This is a genomic window from Qipengyuania triglochinis (genome assembly GCF_054655615.1).
Map to the genome: position 1 here is coordinate 1,103,227 of NZ_BAAHND010000001.1, position 21,102 is coordinate 1,124,328.

The following is a 21,102-nucleotide window of genomic DNA, read 5'->3' on the forward strand; positions in this document are numbered from 1 at the left end:
GCGGCGTCCGCTCAAATGGAGCGTGCGATCACCATCTTCATGATCTCGTTGGATCCGCCGAAGATACGGGTGATGCGGCTGTCCCGATACATCCGCGCAATGGGGTAATCATTGATGTACCCTGCACCGCCATGGAGTTGCAGGCACTTGTCGACGATTTCCCCCTGCAATTCGGTCACCCAGTACTTAGCCATACATGCGGTTGGCACGTCGAGCTTGCCTTCCAGATGTTTGGCAATGCAGTCATTCACGAAAATGCGGGCCGCGGTGCCGCGCGCCTTGAGATCGGCGAGCGTGAATTGCGTGTTCTGGAAATCCCAGATCGTCTTCCCGAAGGCCTTGCGATCCTTCACGTAAGCGACCGTCTCTTCCAGCGCGCGTTCGATGGTGGTCATGGCGCCCATGGCGATGATCAGCCGCTCTTGCGGCAGTTCGCCCATCAGTTGATAGAACCCCTGCCCTTCGACGCCGCCCAACACGGCATCCGACGGCACGAAGACGTCATCGAAGAAAAGCTCCGACGTATCCTGTGCGTCCAGCCCGACCTTGTCGAGTTTCTTGCCCCGCTGGAAACCTTCCGCGCCCTCGGTCTCCAGCAGCATGAGCGAAATGCCCTTGGCCCGTTCCTTCGGATCGGTTTTGGCCACCACGATGATGAAATCAGCCGTCTGGCCGTTCGAGATATAGGTCTTTGCGCCGTTGATCCGGTAACCATTGCCATCCTGGATAGCAGTGGTGGTGATCGATTGGAGATCGGATCCCACTCCCGGTTCGGTCATAGCAATCGCGCTGACCAGTTCGCCAGTGACTAGCTTGGGCAGATACTTCTTCTTCTGCTCCTCGGTCCCGTGACGCACGAGATAGGGCAGAATAACCGTATTGTGCAGGCTTGCCGAGAAACCCTCAACGCCGTGTTTGCCCTGCTGATCGATCACGACCATTTCATGGCGGAAATCGCCGCCATGGCCCCCATATTCTTCAGGCACGGATGTGCCGAGCAACCCGGCTTCGCCAGCCTCGCGCCAGAATTCGCGTTCGACCTGGCCGTCCTCTCGCCATTTCAGGACGCGCTTTTCCGGGGCGTGCTTCTCGTAGAACTTGCCCACTGCGTCCGCGAAGATCGAGATCTCCTCATCTTCCATAAAGGCAGGCTGTGGTACGTCGATCACGCCCATCTTATTTCCCCTTCCAGTTGGGTTTGCGCTTTTCGGCAAAGGCAGCCGCACCTTCGCGGGCATCTTCCGACATGAAGACGGGGCCGATAAGTTGAGCTTGCTTGTCGTAACGCTCATCCATTGCCCAGCCGCGCGAATCCTTTACGATCTGCTTGGACACGCGGACGGCCAGCGGGCCATTGGCAGCGATGCGCGCGGCCAGTTCTTTTGCCTCGACCAGTGCAGAGCTATCGGTAACGCGATTGATCAGCCCCAGCTCGTAGGCGCGATCGGCTCCGATGAATTCCCCGGTCAGTGCCAGCTCCATGGCGATGCGTTCGGGAATCTGGTCGGGCAGCATCATCACCCCGCCCGCAGCTGCGACCAGCCCGCGCTTGACCTCAGGAATGCCGAATTTCGCATCCGTGTGCGCCACCACGAGGTCGCAAGCGATCATCAGTTCGAGACCGCCGGCCAGGGCATAGCCTTCGACCGCCGCGATCAGGGGCTTCTTCGGCGGAGACTGTACCACGCCGCCGAACCCGCGGCCTTCGATGCTGGGGGATTCGCCGCGCAGGAAGCCTTTGAGGTCCATGCCCGAGCAGAACGTACCGCCAGCGCCGGTCAAAATGCCGACGCGAAGCCCGTCATCTTCATCCAAACGATCCATGGCCGCGGCGATGCCTTCGGCGGCGGCTTTGGTCATGGCGTTCTTGGCTTCGGGGCGGTTGATGGTGACGATCAGGATACCGTCTTCGACCTGGGTCAGGACCTCGTCTGACATTCGCTCTCTCCATTTCGTTTTGAAACTGTTCTTGCTCCCTAGCTGCGGGACGCTTACGCAAACGTCAACCGGCATTTAACGCAATAAACGATTAGTCGAGAGGATCATGCCATGGCCGAAGCTTACATTATCGACGCTGTCCGGACGCCGCGCGGGATCGGCAAACAGGGCAAAGGCGCCCTTGCAGCGATGCATCCGCAGCATCTGGCGGCGACGGTGCTGAAGGCGATCCGGGACCGCAACGAGCTGGATACGGCGACTGTCGACGATGTGATCTGGTCCGTCAGTACTCAAGACGGGATGCAGGCCGGGGACCTGGGCCGGATGGCCGCGCTCGATGCCGGCTATGACGTAACTTCATCCGGAACGACGCTCGACCGCTTCTGCGGAGGCGGAATAACCTCGGTGGCGCTGGCCGCAGCGCAGGTGATGAGCGGTATGGAAGACTGCGTGGTCGCAGGCGGAACCGAAATGATGAGCCTGACCGCCCAGCTAGCGAAAGAGAGAATGGCGGCCGGGCTCAAGCCACCGATGATGGGCAGCTACAACGCGCGCCTGCAGGCGATGCACCCCCAGAGCCATCAGGGCGTGTCCGGAGATGCCATCGCCAGCATGGAAGGATTTACGCGCGGGGAACTGGACGAGGTGGGCTACCGCAGCCAGCAGCGCGCTGCAGCGGCTATTGCCGAAGGCCGGTTCGACAAATCGCTGGTCCCGGTCACCGATGACGACGGCAACGTCCTGCTCGACAAGGAAGAGTTCCCCCGCCCGCAGACGACCAGGGAAGGGCTGGCCGAACTCGAACCCGCCTTCGCGAAAATTGCCAACGTTCCGCTGGACAAGAAAGGCACTACCTTTGCGGGTCTGGTGAATGCCAAATATCCCGATCTCGAGATCGAGCATTTCCACCATGCCGGCAACAGCTCGGGGGTTGTCGACGGAGCGGCAGCGGTTCTGGTTACCTCGAAAGAATACGCTGAGAAACACGGCCTAAAACCCCGCGCGCGGATTGTCGCGACCGCGAATATGGGGGACGATCCCACGCTAATGCTCAACGCGCCCGTTCCGGCAGCGCGCAAGGTGCTCGAAAAGGCCGGGCTGACCACCGACGACATCGATCTTTACGAGATCAACGAAGCTTTCGCGGTGGTAGCGGCCAAATTCGTGCGCGATCTCGGGCTGGATTGGGACAAGGTCAATGTGAACGGCGGTTCGATCGCGCTCGGCCATCCGATCGGCGCGACCGGTTCAATCCTGATCGGCACCATGGTGGACGAGCTCGAACGCCAGCAGAAGCGTTTCGGCGCGGTTACCATGTGCGCCGCCGGCGGCATGGCCCCGGCGATCATCATCGAACGGGTCGAAGACTTCGTCGACTGATCCCGCCCGCGATCCTGCCGCCTATTTCAGCGGCAGGATCTGGCTGATGATGTGATCGGCCGCCTCTTCGGGGCTCATCGATACCGTATTGACGCGAATTTCCGGGTTTTCCGGTTCCTCATAGGGACTGTCGATCCCGGTGAAGTTCTTGAGCTTGCCCTCGCGCGCCTTGCGATACAGCCCCTTCACATCGCGTGCCTCTGCCACGTCGAGCGGGGTGTCCACATGGATCTCGATGAATTCGCCCTCGCCCATCATGTCGCGCACCAGCTGCCGGTCTGCACGAAACGGGCTGATGAACGCGGTCAGGACGATCAGCCCCGCATCGGTCATCAGCTTGGCGACTTCGCCGATCCGACGGATGTTCTCGATCCGGTCGCTCTCGGTAAAGCCCAGATCCTTGTTGAGACCATGCCGCACATTATCGCCATCGAGCAGGAAGGTGTGGCGGTTCATGATCGCCAGCTTCTTTTCGACTTCATTGGCAATGGTCGACTTGCCCGATCCGGACAAGCCGGTGAACCACAGCACGCGCGGCTTCTGGTTCTTCATCGCGGCGTGATCGTCGCGCGTGATATCGACCGCCTGCCAGTGGACATTCTGCGCACGCCGCAGGCTGAAATTCAGCATCCCTGCGCCGACTGTCCGGTTGGTAATCTTGTCGATCAGGATGAACCCGCCCAGCGCGCGGTTTTCGGCATAGGGTTCGAATACGATCTGGCGATCGGTGGTGATCTCGCTCACGCCGATGGAATTGAGGCCGAGCGTCTTTGCCGCAAGATGCTGCATCGTATTGACGTTGATCTCGTACTTCGGCTCGGAAACCGTCACGCTGACGAGCTGCGTGCCCAGCTTCATCCAGTAGGCCCGGCCCACGACAAGCGGGTTTTCGTCCATCCAGACAAGCGTGGATTCGAACTGGTCGGCGACTTCGGGCGGGCTGTCCGCAGCGGCGAGAACATCTCCGCGCGAACAATCGATTTCATCATCGAGCGTGATGGTGACGGACTGCCCGGCGACCGCTTCTTCCAGCTCACCGGCCATGGTGACAACCGCCTTGACCGTGCTCGTCTTGCCCGAAGGAAGCGAACGAACCGTGTCCCCCGGTTTCACACTGCCGCTGGCAATCAGGCCGGAGAAACCCCGGAAGTCGAGGTTGGGCCGATTGACCCACTGGACGGGCATACGAAACGGCTTTGCTACGTTTTCGTCGAGACGCACTTCGACGCTTTCGAGATGCTTCATCAGCGTCGGGCCATCGTACCAGCCCGTCTTATCCGACCGGCTCGTGATGTTGTCTCCGGCCAGCCCGGAAATCGGTATGGCGGTGAAGCTCTCGATCCCGATGCTCTCTGCGAAGGCGCGATAATCGGCGATGATCGCGTCATATTTCGCCTGATCGTAATCGATCAGATCCATCTTGTTCACTGCCAGCACCAGGTTCTTGATGCCGAGCTGGTGACACAGGAAACTGTGGCGCTTGGTCTGCACCAGCACACCCTTACGCGCATCGATCAGAATACAGGCGAGATCGGCGGTCGACGCACCCGTGACCATGTTGCGCGTATATTGTTCGTGACCCGGACAATCGGCGACGATGAACTTGCGGCTCTCGGTCGAGAAGAAGCGATAGGCGACATCGATGGTGATGCCCTGTTCGCGTTCCGCGGCGAGACCATCGACCAGCAGGGCGAAATCGATTTTCTGGCCCTGTGTGCCCACCCGCTTGCTATCGTTTTCGAGCGCCGCCAACTGGTCTTCGAAAATCATCTTGCTGTCGTAAAGTAGGCGCCCGATCAGCGTGGACTTTCCATCATCCACGCTGCCGCAGGTGATGAAGCGCAGCATCGTCTTGTGCTGATGCTTTTCGAGATAGGCATCGATATCCTCGGAGATGAGGGCATCTGTCTGGTAAATCTTGTCCGACATCAGAAGTAGCCCTCCTGCTTCTTCTTCTCCATCGAGGCATCGCCGCCATCCTTGTCGATCACGCGGCCCTGCCTTTCCGATGTGGTGGTCAGCAGCATTTCCTGAATGATTTCGGGCAGAGTCGCGGCCTCGCTTTCGACCGCGCCGGTCAGCGGGAAGCAGCCCAATGTGCGAAAACGGATCGAGCGTTCGGTAATGTCGGGCCGCTTGCCCATAACCTTTTCAAGCCGATCGATATCGTCGGCCATGAACAGGCCGCCTTCATATTCGAACGTCGGCCGCACGGCGGAGAAATACAGCGGCACGATCTCGATATTTTCAAGATGGATGTATTGCCAGATATCCAGTTCGGTCCAGTTGGACAGGGGGAAGATGCGGATGCTCTCCCCCTTCTTTTTTTTCGCGTTGTAGAGGTTCCACAATTCCGGGCGCTGCGCCTTGGGGTCCCACCCGTGGCTGGCCGTGCGGAAGGAGAAAATCCGTTCCTTCGCGCGGCTCTTTTCCTCATCCCGGCGGGCACCGCCAAAGGCGGCGTCGAAGCCGTATTTATCGAGCGCCTGCTTCAAGCCTTGCGTCTTCCACATATCGGTGTGGAGCGGCCCGTGGTCGAAGGGGTTGATGCCCATTTCCTGCGCTTCGGGGTTCTGGTGGACAAGCAGTTCCATGCCGGCCTCTTCCGCACTTCGTTCACGCAGGGCGTACATTTCCTGAAACTTCCAGGTCGTATCGACGTGGAGCAGAGGGAATGGCGGAGGCGAAGGATAAAAGGCTTTCTTAGCCAGGTGCAGCATCACCGCGCTGTCCTTGCCGATCGAATAGAGCATCACGGGTTTTTCCGCTTCCGACACCACTTCGCGCATGATGTGAATGCTCTCGGCTTCGAGCCTCTGCAAATGGGTAAGGGTCATGAAATTGGAATTTCCGGCTGAACTTTCTCGGGACCCTTAAAAGATTGCAGCCGCCATGATTGCACGCAAGCGGCGAACTCTCCCCCGCCGAATAGGAAAGTTTGTAACGTCGGAAGACGTATTCGGCAGACCTGTGTCATGGCCCTACCACGATCCAGCATACCGCCCGTAGGCCGGACGACCGTGCATTCTTATCAGCCGAAATGAAAATGGGCGGCCCAATCACTCCGGCCGCCCCTCAAGAACTTATCCAGCACGCTTTACTGGTTCGGAGTGTCCACACTCGTATCATCCGTGCTTTCGGCAGCGGGTGTCGTTTCGCCTTGCACGACTTCGCCCGATTGGAAGATCGGACCTTCATTGGGAAGTGATGTAGATGCGGCCGGTTCATCTGTTGCGATGGTGACCGGCGATTGAGCGTCGGCAGCACCAGCTACGGGTTCGGTCGGAGGCATAGAGTTCACCGCGGTCTGGCCCGGTTCTACGGTAGCCGCTGGATCCAGAGGGTTGGTGTATCCCTGAACGGTAGTCGTTACTGCGGCAGGAGGTCCATATTCGGAATCCCAGGCTGCCAGATCGACGCGATACTGCTCATACGCGCGGAAGAAATCCTCGAAAGCATTTTCGATCCGGGAAAGCGCGGTTGATGCAAACAGGTCGAGCTGGCTCGGCTCTACCGTAAGAGCCTCGTTACTGATGGCAAAGGAGACATCACAAAACGCATCCTGTGCCGGAGGAAGCGCGAAATAGTTGTAGACCTGGGTCATGTAGGAATCCTGCACGTCCCGATAAGTCGAACCGTAACGCTGGCGGAATTCGCTCTGCAACGCACGATTGGTGGCAGAAAGCTCCTTCGCATTGCGCTTCAGAAACGCACCGTAATTGTCCACCAGCCCTATGTATTTCGGATCTTGGCAATTGAGGGCCGCCACGTTGAGCGCTGACCGCAGATTCCAGGTCGTCTGAGCCGGTGTCAGACCAGCGTTGACCGTCTGACGCACGCCGTTGGCCGCGACCATTGGAATGGCCATGCTGGTCGTCGCACTCATGGGCGGTGTTGGCCGTGGCGGAATGACCACAGGCGGAGGAGGCGGCGGTGGAGGCGGTGGAGGCGGCGGTGGAGTTGTACATGCCGCGATGGCGCCGAGCGCTGCGGCCAATGTTGCGATACGGATGGATTGTGTTGAAATGCGGCTCACGGCGACGCCGACCCTCCTCGAAGACTATGTGACATCATCGCCCCGGATAAATTGACGGGGCATGAAGCGATGTCTCTCTTAGCGCTTTGAGCGCGCAAAGAAAATGCCCGGAGCGAGAGTTTCGCCCCGGGCATGATTTTCATTCCGTTAAGTGCAATCGGCAACAGTCGCTTTATTCGCGATTACCAAGGAACTGCAGCAGGAACATGAACAGGTTGATGAAGTCGAGATAAAGGCTGAACGCGCCCATCACGACTGCTTTGCCCGCGTACTCGGTGCCCCGAACGTATGAATATTCGGTCTTGAGGCGCTGGGTATCATAGGCGGTGAAGCCGGCGAAAATCAGCACGCCGAGAATGTTGATGACCAAGCCCATCGCGCCCGACTGGAAGAAGAACGCATTGAGCAACATGGCGACGATGATGCCGACAAGGCCCATAACTAGGAAGCTTCCCCAGCCGGAGAGGTTCTTCTTCGTGGTGTAACCGAACAGGCTCAGACCAGCGAAGGCCGCCGACGCAGCAAAGAAAGCCGAAGCAATGGATTCACCGGTGTAGGTAATGAAGATGGTCGACATCGACAGGCCGAACAGAACGGCGAACGACCAGAACATCGCCTGAAGTGTCGTCTTCGAGAAGCGCTGTACGCCGCCGAAGCTCAGCACAAGCACAAAGGCCAGCGGTGAAAGCGAGATGATCCAACCCAACGCAGTGGGCTGGAATGAACGGCCGTACGGCGTCTGCACAACGCTGTAGGCGGCCTCAAAAAGAGGAGAGTTGACGAATAGCAGAGCCACGATGCCCGTCAGCAGAACGCCAGAGGCCATCATGTTATAAATCGACAACATATGCTTGCGCAGCCCAGCGTCGAACGTAACGCCGCGAGCTGCCGGATCGCCAGTACGCGGGACAGACGTCACGTCCGGCCTGCGGTCTGTATCGTTCCAGTTGGCCATTTTCCAAAAACTCCCATGCGCGAGGACGAACCCTGCCTCGCTTCTGATCACAATATCGGTCTTTTACCTACGCATTTCAAGGAAAACCGAAACACACATGCCTAATACGCCGATAAGGAAATCAGGCCTCGCCAACCGCTTCCACCATTGCTGCCTCAAGGGCGGCACGGGGCTCTTTGTCCCCCCACAGAACAAACTGGAATGCGGGGTAGAAACGGTCGCATTCCTCCACCGCAATTTCCACCAGGGCCTGCGCTTGGTCCAGGCTCAGAAGGCCCTCGTCGCCAAGCAGGGTGCCATTACGGTAGAGGAGGACACTACCGTTGGACCAGATATCGAAATGGCCAAGCCACATCTGCTCATTCGCCAACGCAACGAGTTCGTGTGCAGCGGACCGCTTTTCCGAACCGATGCGGATATCGGGGAGGCAGAGTATCTGCAGGACGCGATCGTCCGATCGCCATACACCGCGCAGTTGATACTTCGCCCAGCTACCCTGAATTTCGCCGCAGATTTCATCTGCCGAGACTTCGCATGGCCAGCCCCGCGCGCCGAACAGCGCAACAAGCATGTCGAGAGGCGCTGCATCGTCCTCCACCTCGTATCGGCGTTCTGCGGAGTGCATCAGTGAGTTCCCGTCCATCTCATGCCCCACTTGTGCCGATTGGTTAAGGAACTTGGCAATCATCCCGAGCCTCGGTGCTGGGGAGAACATCACCAGCTTGTGCAAAGGTTGTGAACAATCGACTTTATACGGATAGGTGCCGAAACGGCGACATCCAATCAATCGAGCTTTTCGACCGCTTCGCCATCCTTACTGGAGAAGGTAAAGCTATCGACGCCGATCTGCTTGAGCGCAGTAACCATTTCCTGTGCAGCGGCCTCCGAATCATATGGCCCGGACAGCAATCGGTTGGTGGCTCCCCAACCAGCAACGTAGGGCCCCTTACCTTTGAGTGCCCCTTCGGCCTTTCGGGATATTCGACGCCAGTCGAATGCGAGCGCGTCTCTGTCGCGCCCCGTGGCGACCTGGACCCAGTTTCTCGCCGGATTGGCGGGGGCAGGCGGAGGCCCCACGGGGGCCGGTTCTGTTCCCGCAAGCGCAGTAACTTCTTCGCCCCGCGCACTCGTAAAAGTGAAACTGTCGACCCCAATAGCCTTGAGCTTGCCAGCAACTGCGCGCGCTTCCTTTGCGCTTCTGTAAGGGCCTGCGAGAAGCCGGTTCGCTTCGCCCCAAGTAGCTGTGAAAGCATTTTTACCCGCCAGTTCGCCGCCCGCATTGCGGACGATGCGGCGCCAATCGAATGCCAACGCGGAAATATCGCGCCCCGTTGCTATTTGCACCCAATGGCGAGATGGGCTTGTTGGCTTAGGTGGCTCGTTCGTTTCGCGGGGCACCTCGATAGCTCTTATATCCACTGCTCCTACCCTCGGAGCGGTGGACGAGCTTTCAGCCAAATCCAAGCCTGCGAAGGCTTCGGATACGCTTGCTCTTGGCTCCGATGGTGAAGCAAGGGGTGTCGAAGGCTCGGCGGCAGGTTGTGGCGGCGTGGTTACGACATTGGTCGCTATTTGATTCCGAGCGTCGCCATCGCCCGTCTTTGCAGCCGATAGTTCAGGGCCGTTCTGCGGCAACTCGCGAGAACTAGCGACAGCCGGCAATTCAGCTGAAGGTGTATTCTGCGCAGCCGACGTAGGCATATCACTCACTGCTGCAGAAGGGGACCGCGACGTACGTCGGTTACCCGCGCCCCTTTCAGCCCTGCGCTTTTCTTTCCGGTTGGACCGAGGCGAAGATGAGTCGCGATCGGATTTCGCGCCAGACCTGCCGCCAAGAGGAGCGCCCGCCGGAGCGAGACTGCTATCAGCGGTTTTGGCACTCGATGCACCGGAACGTGAATATGCGGCAATATCCGCATCGTCGCGTCCAACGTTCGTACTGCGAGGAAAAACACCCAAGGCACCTGCAGCAGCTTGCTGCGCCGGAGTGAGTTGAGTCATGTAACGCAGGTACGGTTCGATCTGCACGGAAGCGGCCCCCGGCATCATATCCCGCGCAATCTTTACTGCATCTTCCGTGTCACCCAGGATAGCGAGACCGAACGCACGTGTTCGAAAGGCGGCAAAGTCACCTTTTTCGAGTAGCGGAAGTAGCGTCGCTTCAAATCCAGCCTTGTCGCCTGAAATTGCCTGACTAAGAGCCAGCTTGCGCCGGACGTCTTCATCGGGTCCCGACGCAAGTGCCAAGCGGTAAAGTTCCTGAGCACTTGCAGCATCGCCGACCAGATCGAACGCCAATCCTCGTTCGGCAGCCATGGCAGCCAGCGGAATGCCGCCCTTTTCTGCTTCTGCAAACAGGCGAAGCGCTTCGACTGGCCTGCGCGAAAGCGTATAGGCTCTGGCCATTCCGAGCGAGATTCTCGGATTAGTTGGAGAAATCGCCTGCGCGCGACCAAAAAAACCAATTGCTGCCGCTACATCGCCAAGCCCAAGGGAGGCATCCCCGGCATCGATAAGAGCGGAAACGTCGTTTCCATCCTGCGCAAGTCTTTGCAACGCAGAGCTCAGCTGAGCAGAGTTCGGAGACGGTAACGGCTGAACGACTTCCTGGCTGTACGCACTGTATCCAGAAGCGACCAGCGCGACAATTGCCGCGCCAGTCCACCATCGTCTCTTAGCTCGGAGCTTCATTCGACTGTCGGGGCGAGAGAAAACCCGCCACACTCCCAATTTACTGGTTGTTTTGGCGACCAAGGAAGCGGGGAATATTCAATCCGCTACCGTTACCCTCGTCAGTGTCATCGTCGTCCTCCTCTTGCGAGGCGCTCGAGCCACGAGACAGGTTGGCCATGCGCTCAAAAAGGGTGCTGCCCTGCGATGCGCCTCCGGCTGGAGCGCCGCCAGGAGCATTGCTTCCTGCCCGCCCTCCGGCACCCGCGGCCGAACCGCCACCCTGGCCAGAAAAGAGCGGACTGCGAGCGGGCTGCGCCGAAGTGGCACTACTGGATCCATCAGCCAAACGATGCCGGCCAAGGTCAAGTGCCTCGTCAAAATCAGCTTCGTCCGAAAGATCGAGCGGAGTGGTGACCGAGCGGGGATCCTCATCGGTCCAACCATCATCAGTGCTGCTTCCGCGCGTATAATTCCTATCGTCCGCGGGCGCCGGGACGTTGCCCTGGTCATCGTCATACCGTTCGAAACGCTCGGTATGTTCGTTACGCATTCCGGCGAGCGGATCGACGATGTCATCGACATCGTCGTAGTCCTCATCCTCATCGCCGTAATCGTCACCAGCCCCTGATGGCGAGAGGCCAGCCGGTTTCATCAACGGGCCCTCTTCGTCTTCGCTATCGTCATAGTCCGAAGTTGCAGGCTTGCCGGGCGAACGAAGTTCCGCATCGTAAGTAGGCGAAGGAGCAGGCGCTGGCTCGGCCGACATTCCCTGGTCGAGTTCGAAAGGCTCTTCTTCCGCCTTGCTTTCCTCCAGGTCCAGCACGGGGCGCTGGGGCGCGCGTTGCGGAGCCATCGAGAAATTACGCGGCTGCGCGGGGGTGGACCGGCCGTCTTCTTCGATGCCGGTAGCCACGACCGAGACGCGGATCTGCCCATCGAGATCGGGATTGAATGCACTACCCCAGATGATGTTCGCATCGTCATCCACCAATTCGCGAATATGATTTGCCGCTTCATCCACTTCGAGCAGCTTCATATCTTCGCCGCCGATGATGGAGATGATTACTCCCTTGGCACCGGCCATGCTTACGCCATCGAGCAGCGGATTGGCGATGGCACGTTCGGCAGCTTCAAGCGCGCGATTGTCACCTTCCGCAGTGCCGGTACCCATCATAGCCTTACCCATTTCGCTCATGACGGAGCGCACGTCGGCAAAATCGAGATTAATCAGGCCAGGCATGACCATAAGGTCGGTGATCGAGCGAACCCCCTGCTGGAGCACCTCATCCGCCAGAGCGAAGGCCTCTTTGAAAGTCGTGTCGGCCTTCGCGACCAGGAACAGGTTCTGGTTCGGGATAACGATGAGCGTATCGACATGCTTCTGCAGTTCGTCGATGCCCGCTTCCGCGCTGCGCATGCGGCGCGTACCTTCGAAGAGGAACGGCTTGGTCACCACGCCAACGGTCAGAACACCCTTGCGCCGAGCCGCCTCAGCGATAACAGGCGCGGCGCCGGTGCCCGTGCCGCCGCCCATACCGGCGGCGATGAAGCACATGTTTACGCCTTCGAGCGCATCTTCGATATCTTCGACCGTCTCTTCAGCCGCCGCCTTGCCCACTTCGGGACGCGCTCCCGCGCCCAGCCCGCCGGTGATGTCCGGACCAAGCTGGATGCGCTTTTCTGCAGGCGAACTTGTCAGCGCCTGCGCGTCCGTATTGGCGACGATAAAATCGACACCTTCGATTTCGGCGTCCATCATGTTGGCAATGGCGTTGCCGCCTGCACCGCCAACACCAACGACCATAATCTTGGGGCGCATGTCGTCGCTGGAGGCAGGACCGATATTGATGCTCATTAGGCGTTCCCTTGGGAAAGAATTTTGGCCGAGGCCGTGTCACGCACGCTTTTGGCACAAAGCGATTCGCGTGTGCAAAGGGTAATTGCCGTTATCCACCGCGTTGCACGGCTCGTTTCAACCGAATTTACCCTGAATTCAGAAATATTCGCGTACCGCCTGCACCACCCGGTTGACAAGACCCAGCCCGGAATACCGTCGCGTGGGTTGATAGCTCGGCCCGACGTTGCGGATGTCGATAGGGTCTTCCGAAGCGTAAAGGCATAGGCCTGCCAGCGTTGCAAAGCCGGGAGTGGCGTGCGCTTCAGGCAGACCGCGCAACGCAGGCGGCTTTCCCCGCCGCACCGGTAAGCCGAGAGCGCCCTGTACGAATTCCGCAATGCCGTGAAGCTCTGCCCCGCCACCCGTCAGAACCACTTGGCCTCCGTTGGCGCCGGAAAACCCCATGGCCTTCAGGCCCTTGCTGATTTCGGTTGTCATCGTGCCAAGGCGATCGGTAACCACTGAGACAAGTTCTGCGCGAGGTATGCGGTTCTGCTCGTCGGCACCGCGAGCCAGACGTCCGTCGGGCCCTTCCCCTGGAGCATTGACGGGGATCATTTCTCGATGATCGCTCGGCGTAGCAATTGCCGAACCCGACACGCATTTGAGACGCTCTGCCTGCCCGCGTCTTATTCCCAGCGAACTTGCGATAGCGTCGGTTATGTCATTCGACCCGACAGGAATCGAGCGCAAACCAAGGAGCATGCCGCCCGCATGGACAGATACATTGGTGACTTGCGCACCGATCTCGACCAGGGCGACGCCCAGATCGCGCTCCTCGTTGGACAAGCAGGCATAAGCCGCAGCCAAGGGGCTTGCCACTACACCTTCCACGTCAAGATGCGCGCTTTGAACTGCCTCGATCAGATTCCGGACCGGCGCGCCATCGGCAAGCGTAACATGCACATCTACCCCAAGCGTTTCGGCATGCAACCCGATCGGATTTGCCACCCCATGGGCGCCATCAAGCGTGTAGTGAGCAGGTTGCGCATGCAGCACCATGCGCCCCTCCGGCTGGATGTGATCGCGCGCGGCATACAGAAGGTGCTCGACATCGTCCTCGTCGATCCGGCGCCCCCCTATCGCAACTTCGACGCTCGCGATCTTGCTCGACAAGCCGGCACCCGCGCATCCGATCCACACACCGGACACAGTCGTGTTGGCGTTTGCTTCAGCCGTTTCCACAGCCGCCCTGATAGCGTGAGTGGCGGCCGTCATGTCGGTCACGTAACCGCGCTTGATACCCTCGGCTTTGCGGTGGGACGAACCGAGCACGATCATCTCGCCAACCTCGCTTTGACCCATGATCATGGACGAAATGCGAAAGGAGCCGATATTGATAGCCGCGAAAACGCGGTTGATCCGTGGCAGCGGAGCGTGCGGGGAAGAAGCCATTATTCTGCGGTCCCCGATGTAAGTCCGCGCGGACATGGCCCATCTTTACAGCGCAGATAAGCACGATCAGGCACGCGCATGTCGATCGCTACAGCCTTACCTCCGATAAGCCTGTTCCTTCCATCCATCTCCGCGAATTTGACGAGCGCTGCCGGACCTTTGTCGCCTTCCGGCAAAGCAAGCATCTGGCCTGTTCCGAAGGTCAGGTTCCAGCGTCGGTTTCCGATCCACTCAGCGGCTGCGATTTGCGGTTTGAGAGCAGGCGCCGCGTCAAGCAAGCGTGTTAGATCAGCCACCTGCTTTTGCGCGCCGGGACCCGATATCACCAGCATATCGGCTGCTTCCTCGCGAGAGACAGGCTCAAGTTCGTGTCCCGTTGCGTCGACCAGAATAAGTCGATCAGGCTTTTGGACGACGGCATGCGGTTCACGTTCCACAATGTCGATTTTCAGCAGGTCAGGTAGCTGGCGGGAGACCCGGGCATCCGCGACCCAAGGAAGCTCTAGCAATCGCTCCCTGATTTGTCCGACCTCCACCAAGGGCATAGGACGATCCTGTTCGCCCAGCACCCGCTCATAAACGACCTGCTCGTTGAGCCTTTCGACCCCGGTCACGCGCACGCGGTCAACTTCGTAACCAGCCCTGCTGGCTGATTTGGCAAGCTCGGCGCGCGCGAGTTCAGGAAGACCGGCGTAACTCGCCACCGTCCACGCAACGACAAGTCCGAGCGCGATGATCAGCGTCAGGAAGAATTTATGCCACTGGTCCTCAGTGAACGGCAGAGCCGTCATCGCTCGATCGAGCAATCCCGACGTATGACGTTTTGCGGCCCGAGCCTTCTGGTTTCGACTTCGGGCCGCCGCAGATCGGCGTACGCCAGTGGGTTTGCGACTGACCTTAGCCATCGCTTCCCCGGTCCCGCACCACGCTACCGTGATGGCGCAATGCAGCTGCAATTACAGTCTCGACCAAATCGCCATATCCAAGTCCGGTTTCCCTGGCCTGTTCCGGTACGAGGCTAAGAGGGGTCATCCCCGGCTGAGTATTGGTTTCCAGCACGAAAAGGCCATCCTCTCCCTGCTCTTCGTCCCACCGGAAATCGGTGCGGCTGGTTCCGCGACAACCTAGAACCTTATGAGCCTTCAACGCGATTTCGAGACACAGGTCGCGAATACGCTCAGGAATATCAGCCGGACAGACGTGATCGGTCATGCCATCCGTGTACTTTGCATCGAAATCATAGAAGCCGCTCTTAGGCTTGAGTTCAGTCACCGCCAGAGCCCGCGGTCCGTCCTCGAAGTCCACCACAGCAGAGGTCATCTCACGGCCCTTGATGTAAGGCTCGGCGAGAAGTTCTGAGAAGTTTTGCCAAGGCCCCTTGGCGTCGCGACCGATGGGATTTCCGTAATTGCCTTCATCCGTCACGATTGCGACACCCACCGAGCTACCCTCGTTGACAGGCTTTAACACGTAAGGGCGCGGCAAGGGGTCACGGTCGAAAAGATCAACGGTCTTTACGATACGGCCCCCGGGCATCGGAACGCCGTGCGGCACGAGCGCCTGTTTTGTCAGTTGCTTATCGATTGCAATGACGGACGTCGCGAGACCAGAGTGCGTATAGGGAACGTCCATAAGATCCAGCATGCCTTGCACACTGCCGTCCTCACCCGGCACGCCGTGGAGAGCGTTGAAGACGACATCGGGTTTTGCTTCTGAAATGCGGGCTGCTACGTCCCGATCCATATCGATCCGCGTAACTGTATGCCCACGCTCTTCCAGCGCCTTGGCCACGCCCTCGCCAGACATGAGGCTTACCGGCCGTTCGTTTGCCCAGCCCCCCATCAGGACTGCAACATGAAGCTTGGGAAGATCGGTCATGTATCTTATCCGAATTGAAAAATTGCGGGCTGATCATCAGGCACAGCCTTGGCGCACCCGTTAATTTCTACGTTCTTGCGCTCGATGCAGGCGAGACAGATTTTGTTCACGGCCTACCCACGCGCTGAATTTCCCATTCTAGCTCGATCCCCGAATGCTCATAAACCCGGCGTTTGACTTCTTCGCCCAGCCCTTCGATTTCGGTACTGGTTGCTTCGCCTGTATTGATCAGGAAGTTGGTATGCTTCTCGCTAACTTGGGCCCCGCCCATTTGTAGGCCCCGACATCCCGCAGCGTCGACGAGTTGCCACGCTTTTTCGCCCGACGGATTCTTGAAAGTCGAACCACCAGTCTTGGTCCTCAGCGGCTGCGAATTCTCACGAGCTTCTGCAATTTCATCCATCTTTGCGCCAATGACGTCCGGATCGCCCGGCTCTCCCTGGAACCGCGCGCTGACGACTACCGCTCCTTGAGGAAGTGCTGAATGGCGATAGCTATATTGCAAATCTGCGGCTGGAAGCGTGATCATCCGGCCGCCCGGCATAACGACCTGACAATCGATCAGGACGTCGCTCACTTCACGGCCATAGGCGCCGCCATTCATGCGGACAAAACCGCCGACGGTGCCCGGAATTCCGCGCATAAACTCTAGGCCTGCCACGCCGCAGTCACGCGCCGCGCTAGCGACGAGAATTCCATGAGCTCCGCCGCCGCAATCAACGACACAGCTTTCGTCATTGATCGACACGTCAGCAAATTGCTTGCCCAGCTTGATTACCACGCCGGGAACGCCGCCATCGCGTACAATCATGTTAGAGCCCAAGCCGAGTGCCATCACCGGCAAATTACTATCCAGACGGCGTAAAAACTCTTTCAGATCATTCGTGTCAGAAGGTTCGTATAACCAGTCTGCCGTGCCGCCACTCTTGAACCACACTAGCTTGGCAAGAGGAGCGTCCTTGGTGAGCTTCCCTTCAAGCCCTTCAGTGTCGATACCGGCCTCGATGGATCCTTCCACAGCGCAGTCAGGCGCCATGCCGTCATCCCAGTTCCAGACATCGTTTTCCTGCCGGCTCATTCACCTCGCTCCTGCGCAATTGCATCGGCAAGTCCGGCGGCCCATTTCGTGATGTCTCCGGCCCCAAGGCAAACGATCAGATCACCTTGCTGCACGTCGGCGGCGAGCTTGTTTGCAAGCTCATCCCTATTGTCGACCGTTGCTGCGGAACGGTGGCCGCGGGATTTAAGGCCTTCCACTAGGGCTTCGGAGCTTACGCCTTCGATGGGTTCCTCTCCGGCCGCATAAACAGGCGTGACGTAGACCTGATCTGCTTCGTTGAAGCTGCTCTGGAAATCATCCATCAAGTCGTTGAGGCGAGTATAGCGGTGGGGCTGCATTACCGCGATCACTCGGTTGCCAGTGGCTTCACGCGCTGCTTCCAGCACTGCCCGAATTTCCACCGGGTGATGGCCATAATCGTCGATAACTGTAGCGCCGGCGACCTGGCCCACCTTCGTAAAGCGGCGACGTACGCCTCCAAAGCTCGAGAAGCCGCTACATATGACCTCGTCGGGACACCCCATTTCGATGGAAACGGCTATCGCCGCGAGAGCATTCTGAACGTTGTGACGGCCTGGCATCGGGAGCGTCACACCTTCGATACGGCGATCTTCCTCTCCACGCTGACGAACAATTACATCAAACCTATTTCCACCTTCATGAGGCTGGACATTGACCCCGCAGATATCCGCCTGGAGGTTAAAGCCATAGGTTACGACGCGGCGGTCCCGGACTTTACCGATCACTGCCTGGACCTCAGGATGATCGATGCAGAGCACCGCAGCCCCGTAAAAGGGGACATTGTGAATGAATTCGACGAACGCGTCCTTCACTCCATCAAAATCACCGTAATGGTCTAGATGTTCGGGATCGATGTTTGTGACGACCGCGATCGTTCCATCTAAACGCAGAAAGCTCCCGTCGCTCTCGTCCGCTTCAACGACCATCCAGTCACTGTCGCCGAGACGGGCGTTTGAACCGTACTGTTCTATGATGCCGCCGTTGATCACGGTCGGATCAATGGCACCGCAATCGAGCAGGCTGGCAATCATGCTGGTGGTGGTTGTCTTGCCATGCGTACCGGCCACCGCGATGGTCGACTTCAAGCGCATAAGCTCGGCCAGCATTTCAGCCCGCCGGACCACGGGAATGCGGTTCTCGAGCGCATGTGCGACCTCTGGATTCGTCCGCTTGACCGCTGTCGACGTGACGACCACCGAAGCGCCCTCCACGTTCTCTTTCTCATGCCCGATTCTGACGGAGATGCCCTGCGCACGCAACCGTTCGACAACCGGACTTTCGTTCAGGTCGGATCCTTGAACGGTATAGCCAAGATTGTTCATCACTTCGGCGATACCCGACATGCCGATGCCGCCGATCCCTACAAAATGGATCGTTCCGATATCGGTTGGTACGCCCTTCATTCCGCGATCTCCTTCTTGGCGGTCGATGTCTGGGAGGTCTGTCCTGCCACGACGCCTTGAGAGGCCCCACGCGCATTATTTCCGCCGACGCGGATAACATCCATCATGTCGGCCCCGCCAAAGCTTTCCAGCAGGTCGGCCAAGTCCTCTACGGCCTTGGGACGACCACAGTTCCATGCGGCATGAGCAGCGTTCGCAAGCCCTTCCGGATCGTCCGCCAACACACGGATCTGTTTTGCAAGCTCCTTGGGTCCGAATTTGTCTTGCCGGATCATTCGGGCGCCGCCGGCCTTCGCCATCTCTCGGGCGTTGGCAGCTTGATGATCGTCAGTAGCAATCGGTAGCGGAATGAGAATGGCTGGTCGGCCGACGGCGGTAAGTTCGGCAATGGTGGATGCTCCGGCGCGTCCGATAAACAGATGGGCATCGGCAAGTCGCACCGCCATGTCCTCGAAATAGGTCCCCAGCTCAGCAGGAATGCCATGGGTGAGATAACGCTCGCGCACGGCGTCGAGATCTTCCGGACGACACTGCTGCGTCACCTGAAGACGCTGCCGGATGGCGGGTGCAAGCATGGCCAACCCGTCGGGTACCACTTCCGACAATACCCGTGCACCCTGGCTTCCGCCTGTTACGAGCACACGAAGCAAGCCATCTTCCTCATAGGGAGGGAACGGCCTCTCTCGCAGGGTGAGCACTTCTGCACGTACGGGATTACCCACAAGATGGGTCTTGCCGTGCTGAAGCGGCTTGAGCCGTTGTACTTCAGGGTAAGCGGTTGCGATCGCATCCACCCGATTGGCAAACAGCCGATTTACCCGGCCAAGCACCGCGTTCTGCTCATGAATGATTGTCGGAATCTTGGCCGACGTAGACGCGAGGATCGAGGGAAGCGAAGGGTAACCGCCGAACCCGATTACCGCGCTCGGCTGAAAGCTTTCGAATAAGCGCAGGGCCATCCCGCGACCCTCCCAAACCGCTTTGGCTCCGCGCAGCCACTGAAGCGGATTTTTTCCGAACCGTCCGGCGGGCAGGACATGGGCAGGCATGAAATCTGGCTTGCCGGGTATCTGGGCTCCGCGCTCGTCGGTAATCAGAGCGACATGGTGTCCGCGCTTGTCCAGTTCGGTCGCTAGCGCAAAAGCCGGCAAAATATGGCCGCCGGTTCCCCCGGCAGCGAGCACGTAATGGCGGTTTGAATGCGTCACTGGTGAATTTCGCGCGTGATGCGCGCCTCCGGCGTTGTCATCCCGCCCCCCTGCCTCATGCCCAACAGGTCGCCAAGCCCCCGGGTGCTGGTTTTCAGATAGGGATTGCGGCGGGTGATCGAGATGAGAAGCCCTACAGCCATGCATACAGCAATGGTGGAAGACCCCCCATAACTGACCAGAGGCAGGGTCATTCCCTTGGACGGAAATAGCTGCAGGTTTACCAGGATATTGATGAAAGCCTGACCTCCCAACAGCGACACGAGCCCAGTCCCGGCAAGCAGAGCGAACAAATCTTCCTCTTCGAATAAGCGCATCAGCACGCGCATGATGATACCCAGATAAATCAACACGATCAGGGCGCAGAAGATCAGTCCGAACTCTTCCCCGATAACGCTAAAAATGTAGTCCGTGTGTGCTTCAGGCAGGCTCATCTTCCTGAGGCCCAATCCATAGCCAGCACCAGTCCACCCGCCAGCCAGAAGCGTGCGGCTAGCTAGGTCAACCTGATCATAGGCTGTGCCGCCACCGAAAAATGCGTCGATGCGGTGCCGCGCGTTGTCATAAAGAAAATACGTGGCGGTCAGCACAAAAAGGCCAGCTCCGATGACAGCACCCAGTCGCTTCATCGGCATCCCGGCCAGCAGGATCATGACCATCCACACACCGGCGAAAAGCATGAATTCACCAAAGTTCGGCTGCATCATGAGAAGCATACCGATAAGGCCGGTCAGGCCAGTCGAAATCCAGAGGACGGGTAAATTTGGATCCCGCATCCGCCAGGACAATATCCATGCGAGCACGATGGCGAAAGCCGGCTTGAGAAATTCAGATGGCTGGAACTGCATGCCGATGCTTATCCAGCGCCGAGCCCCGTTTATCTCCACCCCGATGAAGGGGACCAGGAAAAGAAGGCCGAGCATCGCAGCGCCCAATATTACACCGAACCGTCGCGCATTTTGACGGCTGAGTAAGGAAGCGCCGAACATAACGCCAAGGGCGATCGCCTGCCATGCGAGATGGCGATAGAAGAAATAAAGCGGATTGAGCGTGTCTGTCGAGGTGGAAAGGCGGTTAGCACTTGCTGGGCTTGCCGCGGCAACTGCGATGGTCCCGAGCGTCATTAGCAACAGCACGAGGCCGAGCAAGACGCGATCGATCTCGCGCCACCAGATCTTCAGCTGGCTCCAACGAGAAAGCTTTCCCCCTGGGATATGAGCCGGTTTACGCTTTGCGCCGGGTACGAAAGGCTGCATGA

Annotated in this window: 17 protein-coding genes and 1 pseudogene; 2 read left to right on the forward strand and 16 right to left on the reverse strand. The window is 58.8% G+C overall.

Annotated features, from left to right (window positions below; translation table 11 throughout):
* Positions 1-11: 11 nt before the first annotated feature.
* The gene (locus ACYQ0G_RS05505) at positions 12-1,175 is read right to left on the reverse strand and encodes an acyl-CoA dehydrogenase family protein (protein ID WP_460100290.1); all 1,164 of its coding nucleotides are present in this window, start codon (positions 1,173-1,175) and stop codon (positions 12-14) included.
* 1 nt (position 1,176) lies between these two features.
* A complete protein-coding gene (locus ACYQ0G_RS05510) occupies positions 1,177-1,938 on the reverse strand; it encodes a crotonase/enoyl-CoA hydratase family protein (RefSeq protein ID WP_460100293.1) in 762 nt (253 codons plus the stop codon).
* A gap of 111 nt (positions 1,939-2,049) precedes the next feature.
* On the opposite strand from ACYQ0G_RS05510, the gene ACYQ0G_RS05515 reads away from it, so the two are divergent.
* Positions 2,050-3,318, forward strand: a complete 1,269-nt coding sequence (locus ACYQ0G_RS05515; protein WP_460100296.1) for an acetyl-CoA C-acetyltransferase — start codon at positions 2,050-2,052, stop codon at positions 3,316-3,318.
* A 21-nt stretch (positions 3,319-3,339) separates the two neighbouring features.
* Here ACYQ0G_RS05515 and cysN read toward each other — a convergent pair whose 3' ends face one another.
* From cysN to ACYQ0G_RS05530, 3 genes and pseudogenes are all read right to left on the reverse strand, one after another.
* Positions 3,340-5,247: a sulfate adenylyltransferase subunit CysN gene (gene cysN, locus ACYQ0G_RS05520; RefSeq protein WP_460100299.1), complete on the reverse strand. Its 1,908-nt coding sequence runs from the start codon at positions 5,245-5,247 to the stop codon at positions 3,340-3,342.
* Positions 5,247-6,164, reverse strand: a pseudogene (gene cysD, locus ACYQ0G_RS05525) (sulfate adenylyltransferase subunit CysD); the annotation flags it as partial. The pseudogene cysD and the gene cysN, both read right to left, overlap by 1 nt.
* Positions 6,165-6,415: 251 nt before the next feature.
* Positions 6,416-7,204, reverse strand: coding sequence for a hypothetical protein (locus ACYQ0G_RS05530; protein ID WP_460100300.1), 789 nt, complete (start codon positions 7,202-7,204; stop codon positions 6,416-6,418).
* Here ACYQ0G_RS05530 and ACYQ0G_RS05535 point away from each other — a divergent pair.
* On the forward strand, positions 7,185-7,409 hold the full coding sequence (locus ACYQ0G_RS05535) for a hypothetical protein (protein ID WP_460100302.1): 225 nt from the start codon (positions 7,185-7,187) through the stop codon (positions 7,407-7,409). The two genes, ACYQ0G_RS05530 and ACYQ0G_RS05535, sit on opposite strands and share 20 nt — an antisense overlap.
* Before the next feature lie 117 nt (positions 7,410-7,526).
* On the opposite strand, the gene ACYQ0G_RS05540 is transcribed toward ACYQ0G_RS05535, so the two are convergent.
* The 11 genes from ACYQ0G_RS05540 to ACYQ0G_RS05590 all read right to left on the reverse strand — a co-directional run bounded on the left by ACYQ0G_RS05540 (position 7,527) and on the right by ACYQ0G_RS05590 (position 21,100).
* Positions 7,527-8,309 carry a Bax inhibitor-1/YccA family protein gene (locus ACYQ0G_RS05540; RefSeq protein ID WP_460100304.1) on the reverse strand — a complete coding sequence of 261 codons (783 nt, stop codon included), beginning with the start codon at positions 8,307-8,309 and terminating at the stop codon, positions 7,527-7,529.
* Between the two features lie 121 nt (positions 8,310-8,430).
* Entirely contained in the window at positions 8,431-8,934 is a 504-nt protein-coding gene (locus ACYQ0G_RS05545; protein WP_460100307.1) for a type III secretion system chaperone family protein, read from the reverse strand.
* 158 nt (positions 8,935-9,092) lie between these two features.
* The gene (locus ACYQ0G_RS05550) at positions 9,093-11,000 is read right to left on the reverse strand and encodes an SPOR domain-containing protein (protein ID WP_460100309.1); all 1,908 of its coding nucleotides are present in this window, start codon (positions 10,998-11,000) and stop codon (positions 9,093-9,095) included.
* 40 nt (positions 11,001-11,040) lie between these two features.
* On the reverse strand, positions 11,041-12,837 hold the full coding sequence (ftsZ, locus tag ACYQ0G_RS05555) for a cell division protein FtsZ (protein ID WP_460100311.1): 1,797 nt from the start codon (positions 12,835-12,837) through the stop codon (positions 11,041-11,043).
* A gap of 138 nt (positions 12,838-12,975) precedes the next feature.
* Positions 12,976-14,274: a cell division protein FtsA gene (ftsA, locus tag ACYQ0G_RS05560; protein WP_460100313.1), complete on the reverse strand. Its 1,299-nt coding sequence runs from the start codon at positions 14,272-14,274 to the stop codon at positions 12,976-12,978.
* Positions 14,274-15,065: a cell division protein FtsQ/DivIB gene (locus tag ACYQ0G_RS05565; RefSeq protein ID WP_460100316.1), complete on the reverse strand. Its 792-nt coding sequence runs from the start codon at positions 15,063-15,065 to the stop codon at positions 14,274-14,276. Before ACYQ0G_RS05565 ends, ftsA begins: the two co-directional genes overlap by 1 nt.
* A 106-nt stretch (positions 15,066-15,171) precedes the next feature.
* Positions 15,172-16,152, reverse strand: coding sequence for a D-alanine--D-alanine ligase (locus ACYQ0G_RS05570; protein WP_460100319.1), 981 nt, complete (start codon positions 16,150-16,152; stop codon positions 15,172-15,174).
* 106 nt (positions 16,153-16,258) lie between these two features.
* Positions 16,259-17,188, reverse strand: coding sequence for a UDP-N-acetylmuramate dehydrogenase (murB, locus tag ACYQ0G_RS05575; RefSeq protein ID WP_460100661.1), 930 nt, complete (start codon positions 17,186-17,188; stop codon positions 16,259-16,261).
* A 38-nt stretch (positions 17,189-17,226) separates the two neighbouring features.
* Positions 17,227-18,636: a UDP-N-acetylmuramate--L-alanine ligase gene (murC, locus tag ACYQ0G_RS05580; protein ID WP_460100322.1), complete on the reverse strand. Its 1,410-nt coding sequence runs from the start codon at positions 18,634-18,636 to the stop codon at positions 17,227-17,229.
* Entirely contained in the window at positions 18,633-19,844 is a 1,212-nt protein-coding gene (gene murG / locus ACYQ0G_RS05585) for an undecaprenyldiphospho-muramoylpentapeptide beta-N-acetylglucosaminyltransferase (protein ID WP_460100325.1), read from the reverse strand. The genes murC and murG overlap by 4 nt, the downstream gene beginning before the upstream one ends.
* Positions 19,841-21,100 carry an FtsW/RodA/SpoVE family cell cycle protein gene (locus ACYQ0G_RS05590; RefSeq protein ID WP_460100663.1) on the reverse strand — a complete coding sequence of 420 codons (1,260 nt, stop codon included), beginning with the start codon at positions 21,098-21,100 and terminating at the stop codon, positions 19,841-19,843. The genes murG and ACYQ0G_RS05590 overlap by 4 nt, the downstream gene beginning before the upstream one ends.
* Between the last annotated feature and the right edge of the window lie 2 nt (positions 21,101-21,102).

Coding starts and splice junctions, on each gene's coding strand:
- ACYQ0G_RS05505 (WP_460100290.1), bottom strand. CDS start 1,175: ATGGGCGTGATCGACGTACCACAGCCTGCCTTTATGGAAGATGAGGAG.
- ACYQ0G_RS05510 (WP_460100293.1), bottom strand. CDS start 1,938: ATGTCAGACGAGGTCCTGACCCAGGTCGAAGACGGTATCCTGATCGTC.
- ACYQ0G_RS05515 (WP_460100296.1), top strand. CDS start 2,050: ATGGCCGAAGCTTACATTATCGACGCTGTCCGGACGCCGCGCGGGATC.
- cysN (WP_460100299.1), bottom strand. CDS start 5,247: ATGTCGGACAAGATTTACCAGACAGATGCCCTCATCTCCGAGGATATC.
- ACYQ0G_RS05535 (WP_460100302.1), top strand. CDS start 7,185: ATGCTGGTCGTCGCACTCATGGGCGGTGTTGGCCGTGGCGGAATGACC.
- ACYQ0G_RS05530 (WP_460100300.1), bottom strand. CDS start 7,204: ATGAGTGCGACGACCAGCATGGCCATTCCAATGGTCGCGGCCAACGGC.
- ACYQ0G_RS05540 (WP_460100304.1), bottom strand. CDS start 8,309: ATGGCCAACTGGAACGATACAGACCGCAGGCCGGACGTGACGTCTGTC.
- ACYQ0G_RS05545 (WP_460100307.1), bottom strand. CDS start 8,934: ATGCACTCCGCAGAACGCCGATACGAGGTGGAGGACGATGCAGCGCCT.
- ACYQ0G_RS05550 (WP_460100309.1), bottom strand. CDS start 11,000: ATGAAGCTCCGAGCTAAGAGACGATGGTGGACTGGCGCGGCAATTGTC.
- ftsZ (WP_460100311.1), bottom strand. CDS start 12,837: ATGAGCATCAATATCGGTCCTGCCTCCAGCGACGACATGCGCCCCAAG.
- ftsA (WP_460100313.1), bottom strand. CDS start 14,274: ATGGCTTCTTCCCCGCACGCTCCGCTGCCACGGATCAACCGCGTTTTC.
- ACYQ0G_RS05565 (WP_460100316.1), bottom strand. CDS start 15,065: ATGACGGCTCTGCCGTTCACTGAGGACCAGTGGCATAAATTCTTCCTG.
- ACYQ0G_RS05570 (WP_460100319.1), bottom strand. CDS start 16,152: ATGACCGATCTTCCCAAGCTTCATGTTGCAGTCCTGATGGGGGGCTGG.
- murB (WP_460100661.1), bottom strand. CDS start 17,188: ATGGCGCCTGACTGCGCTGTGGAAGGATCCATCGAGGCCGGTATCGAC.
- murC (WP_460100322.1), bottom strand. CDS start 18,636: ATGAAGGGCGTACCAACCGATATCGGAACGATCCATTTTGTAGGGATC.
- ACYQ0G_RS05590 (WP_460100663.1), bottom strand. CDS start 21,100: ATGCAGCCTTTCGTACCCGGCGCAAAGCGTAAACCGGCTCATATCCCA.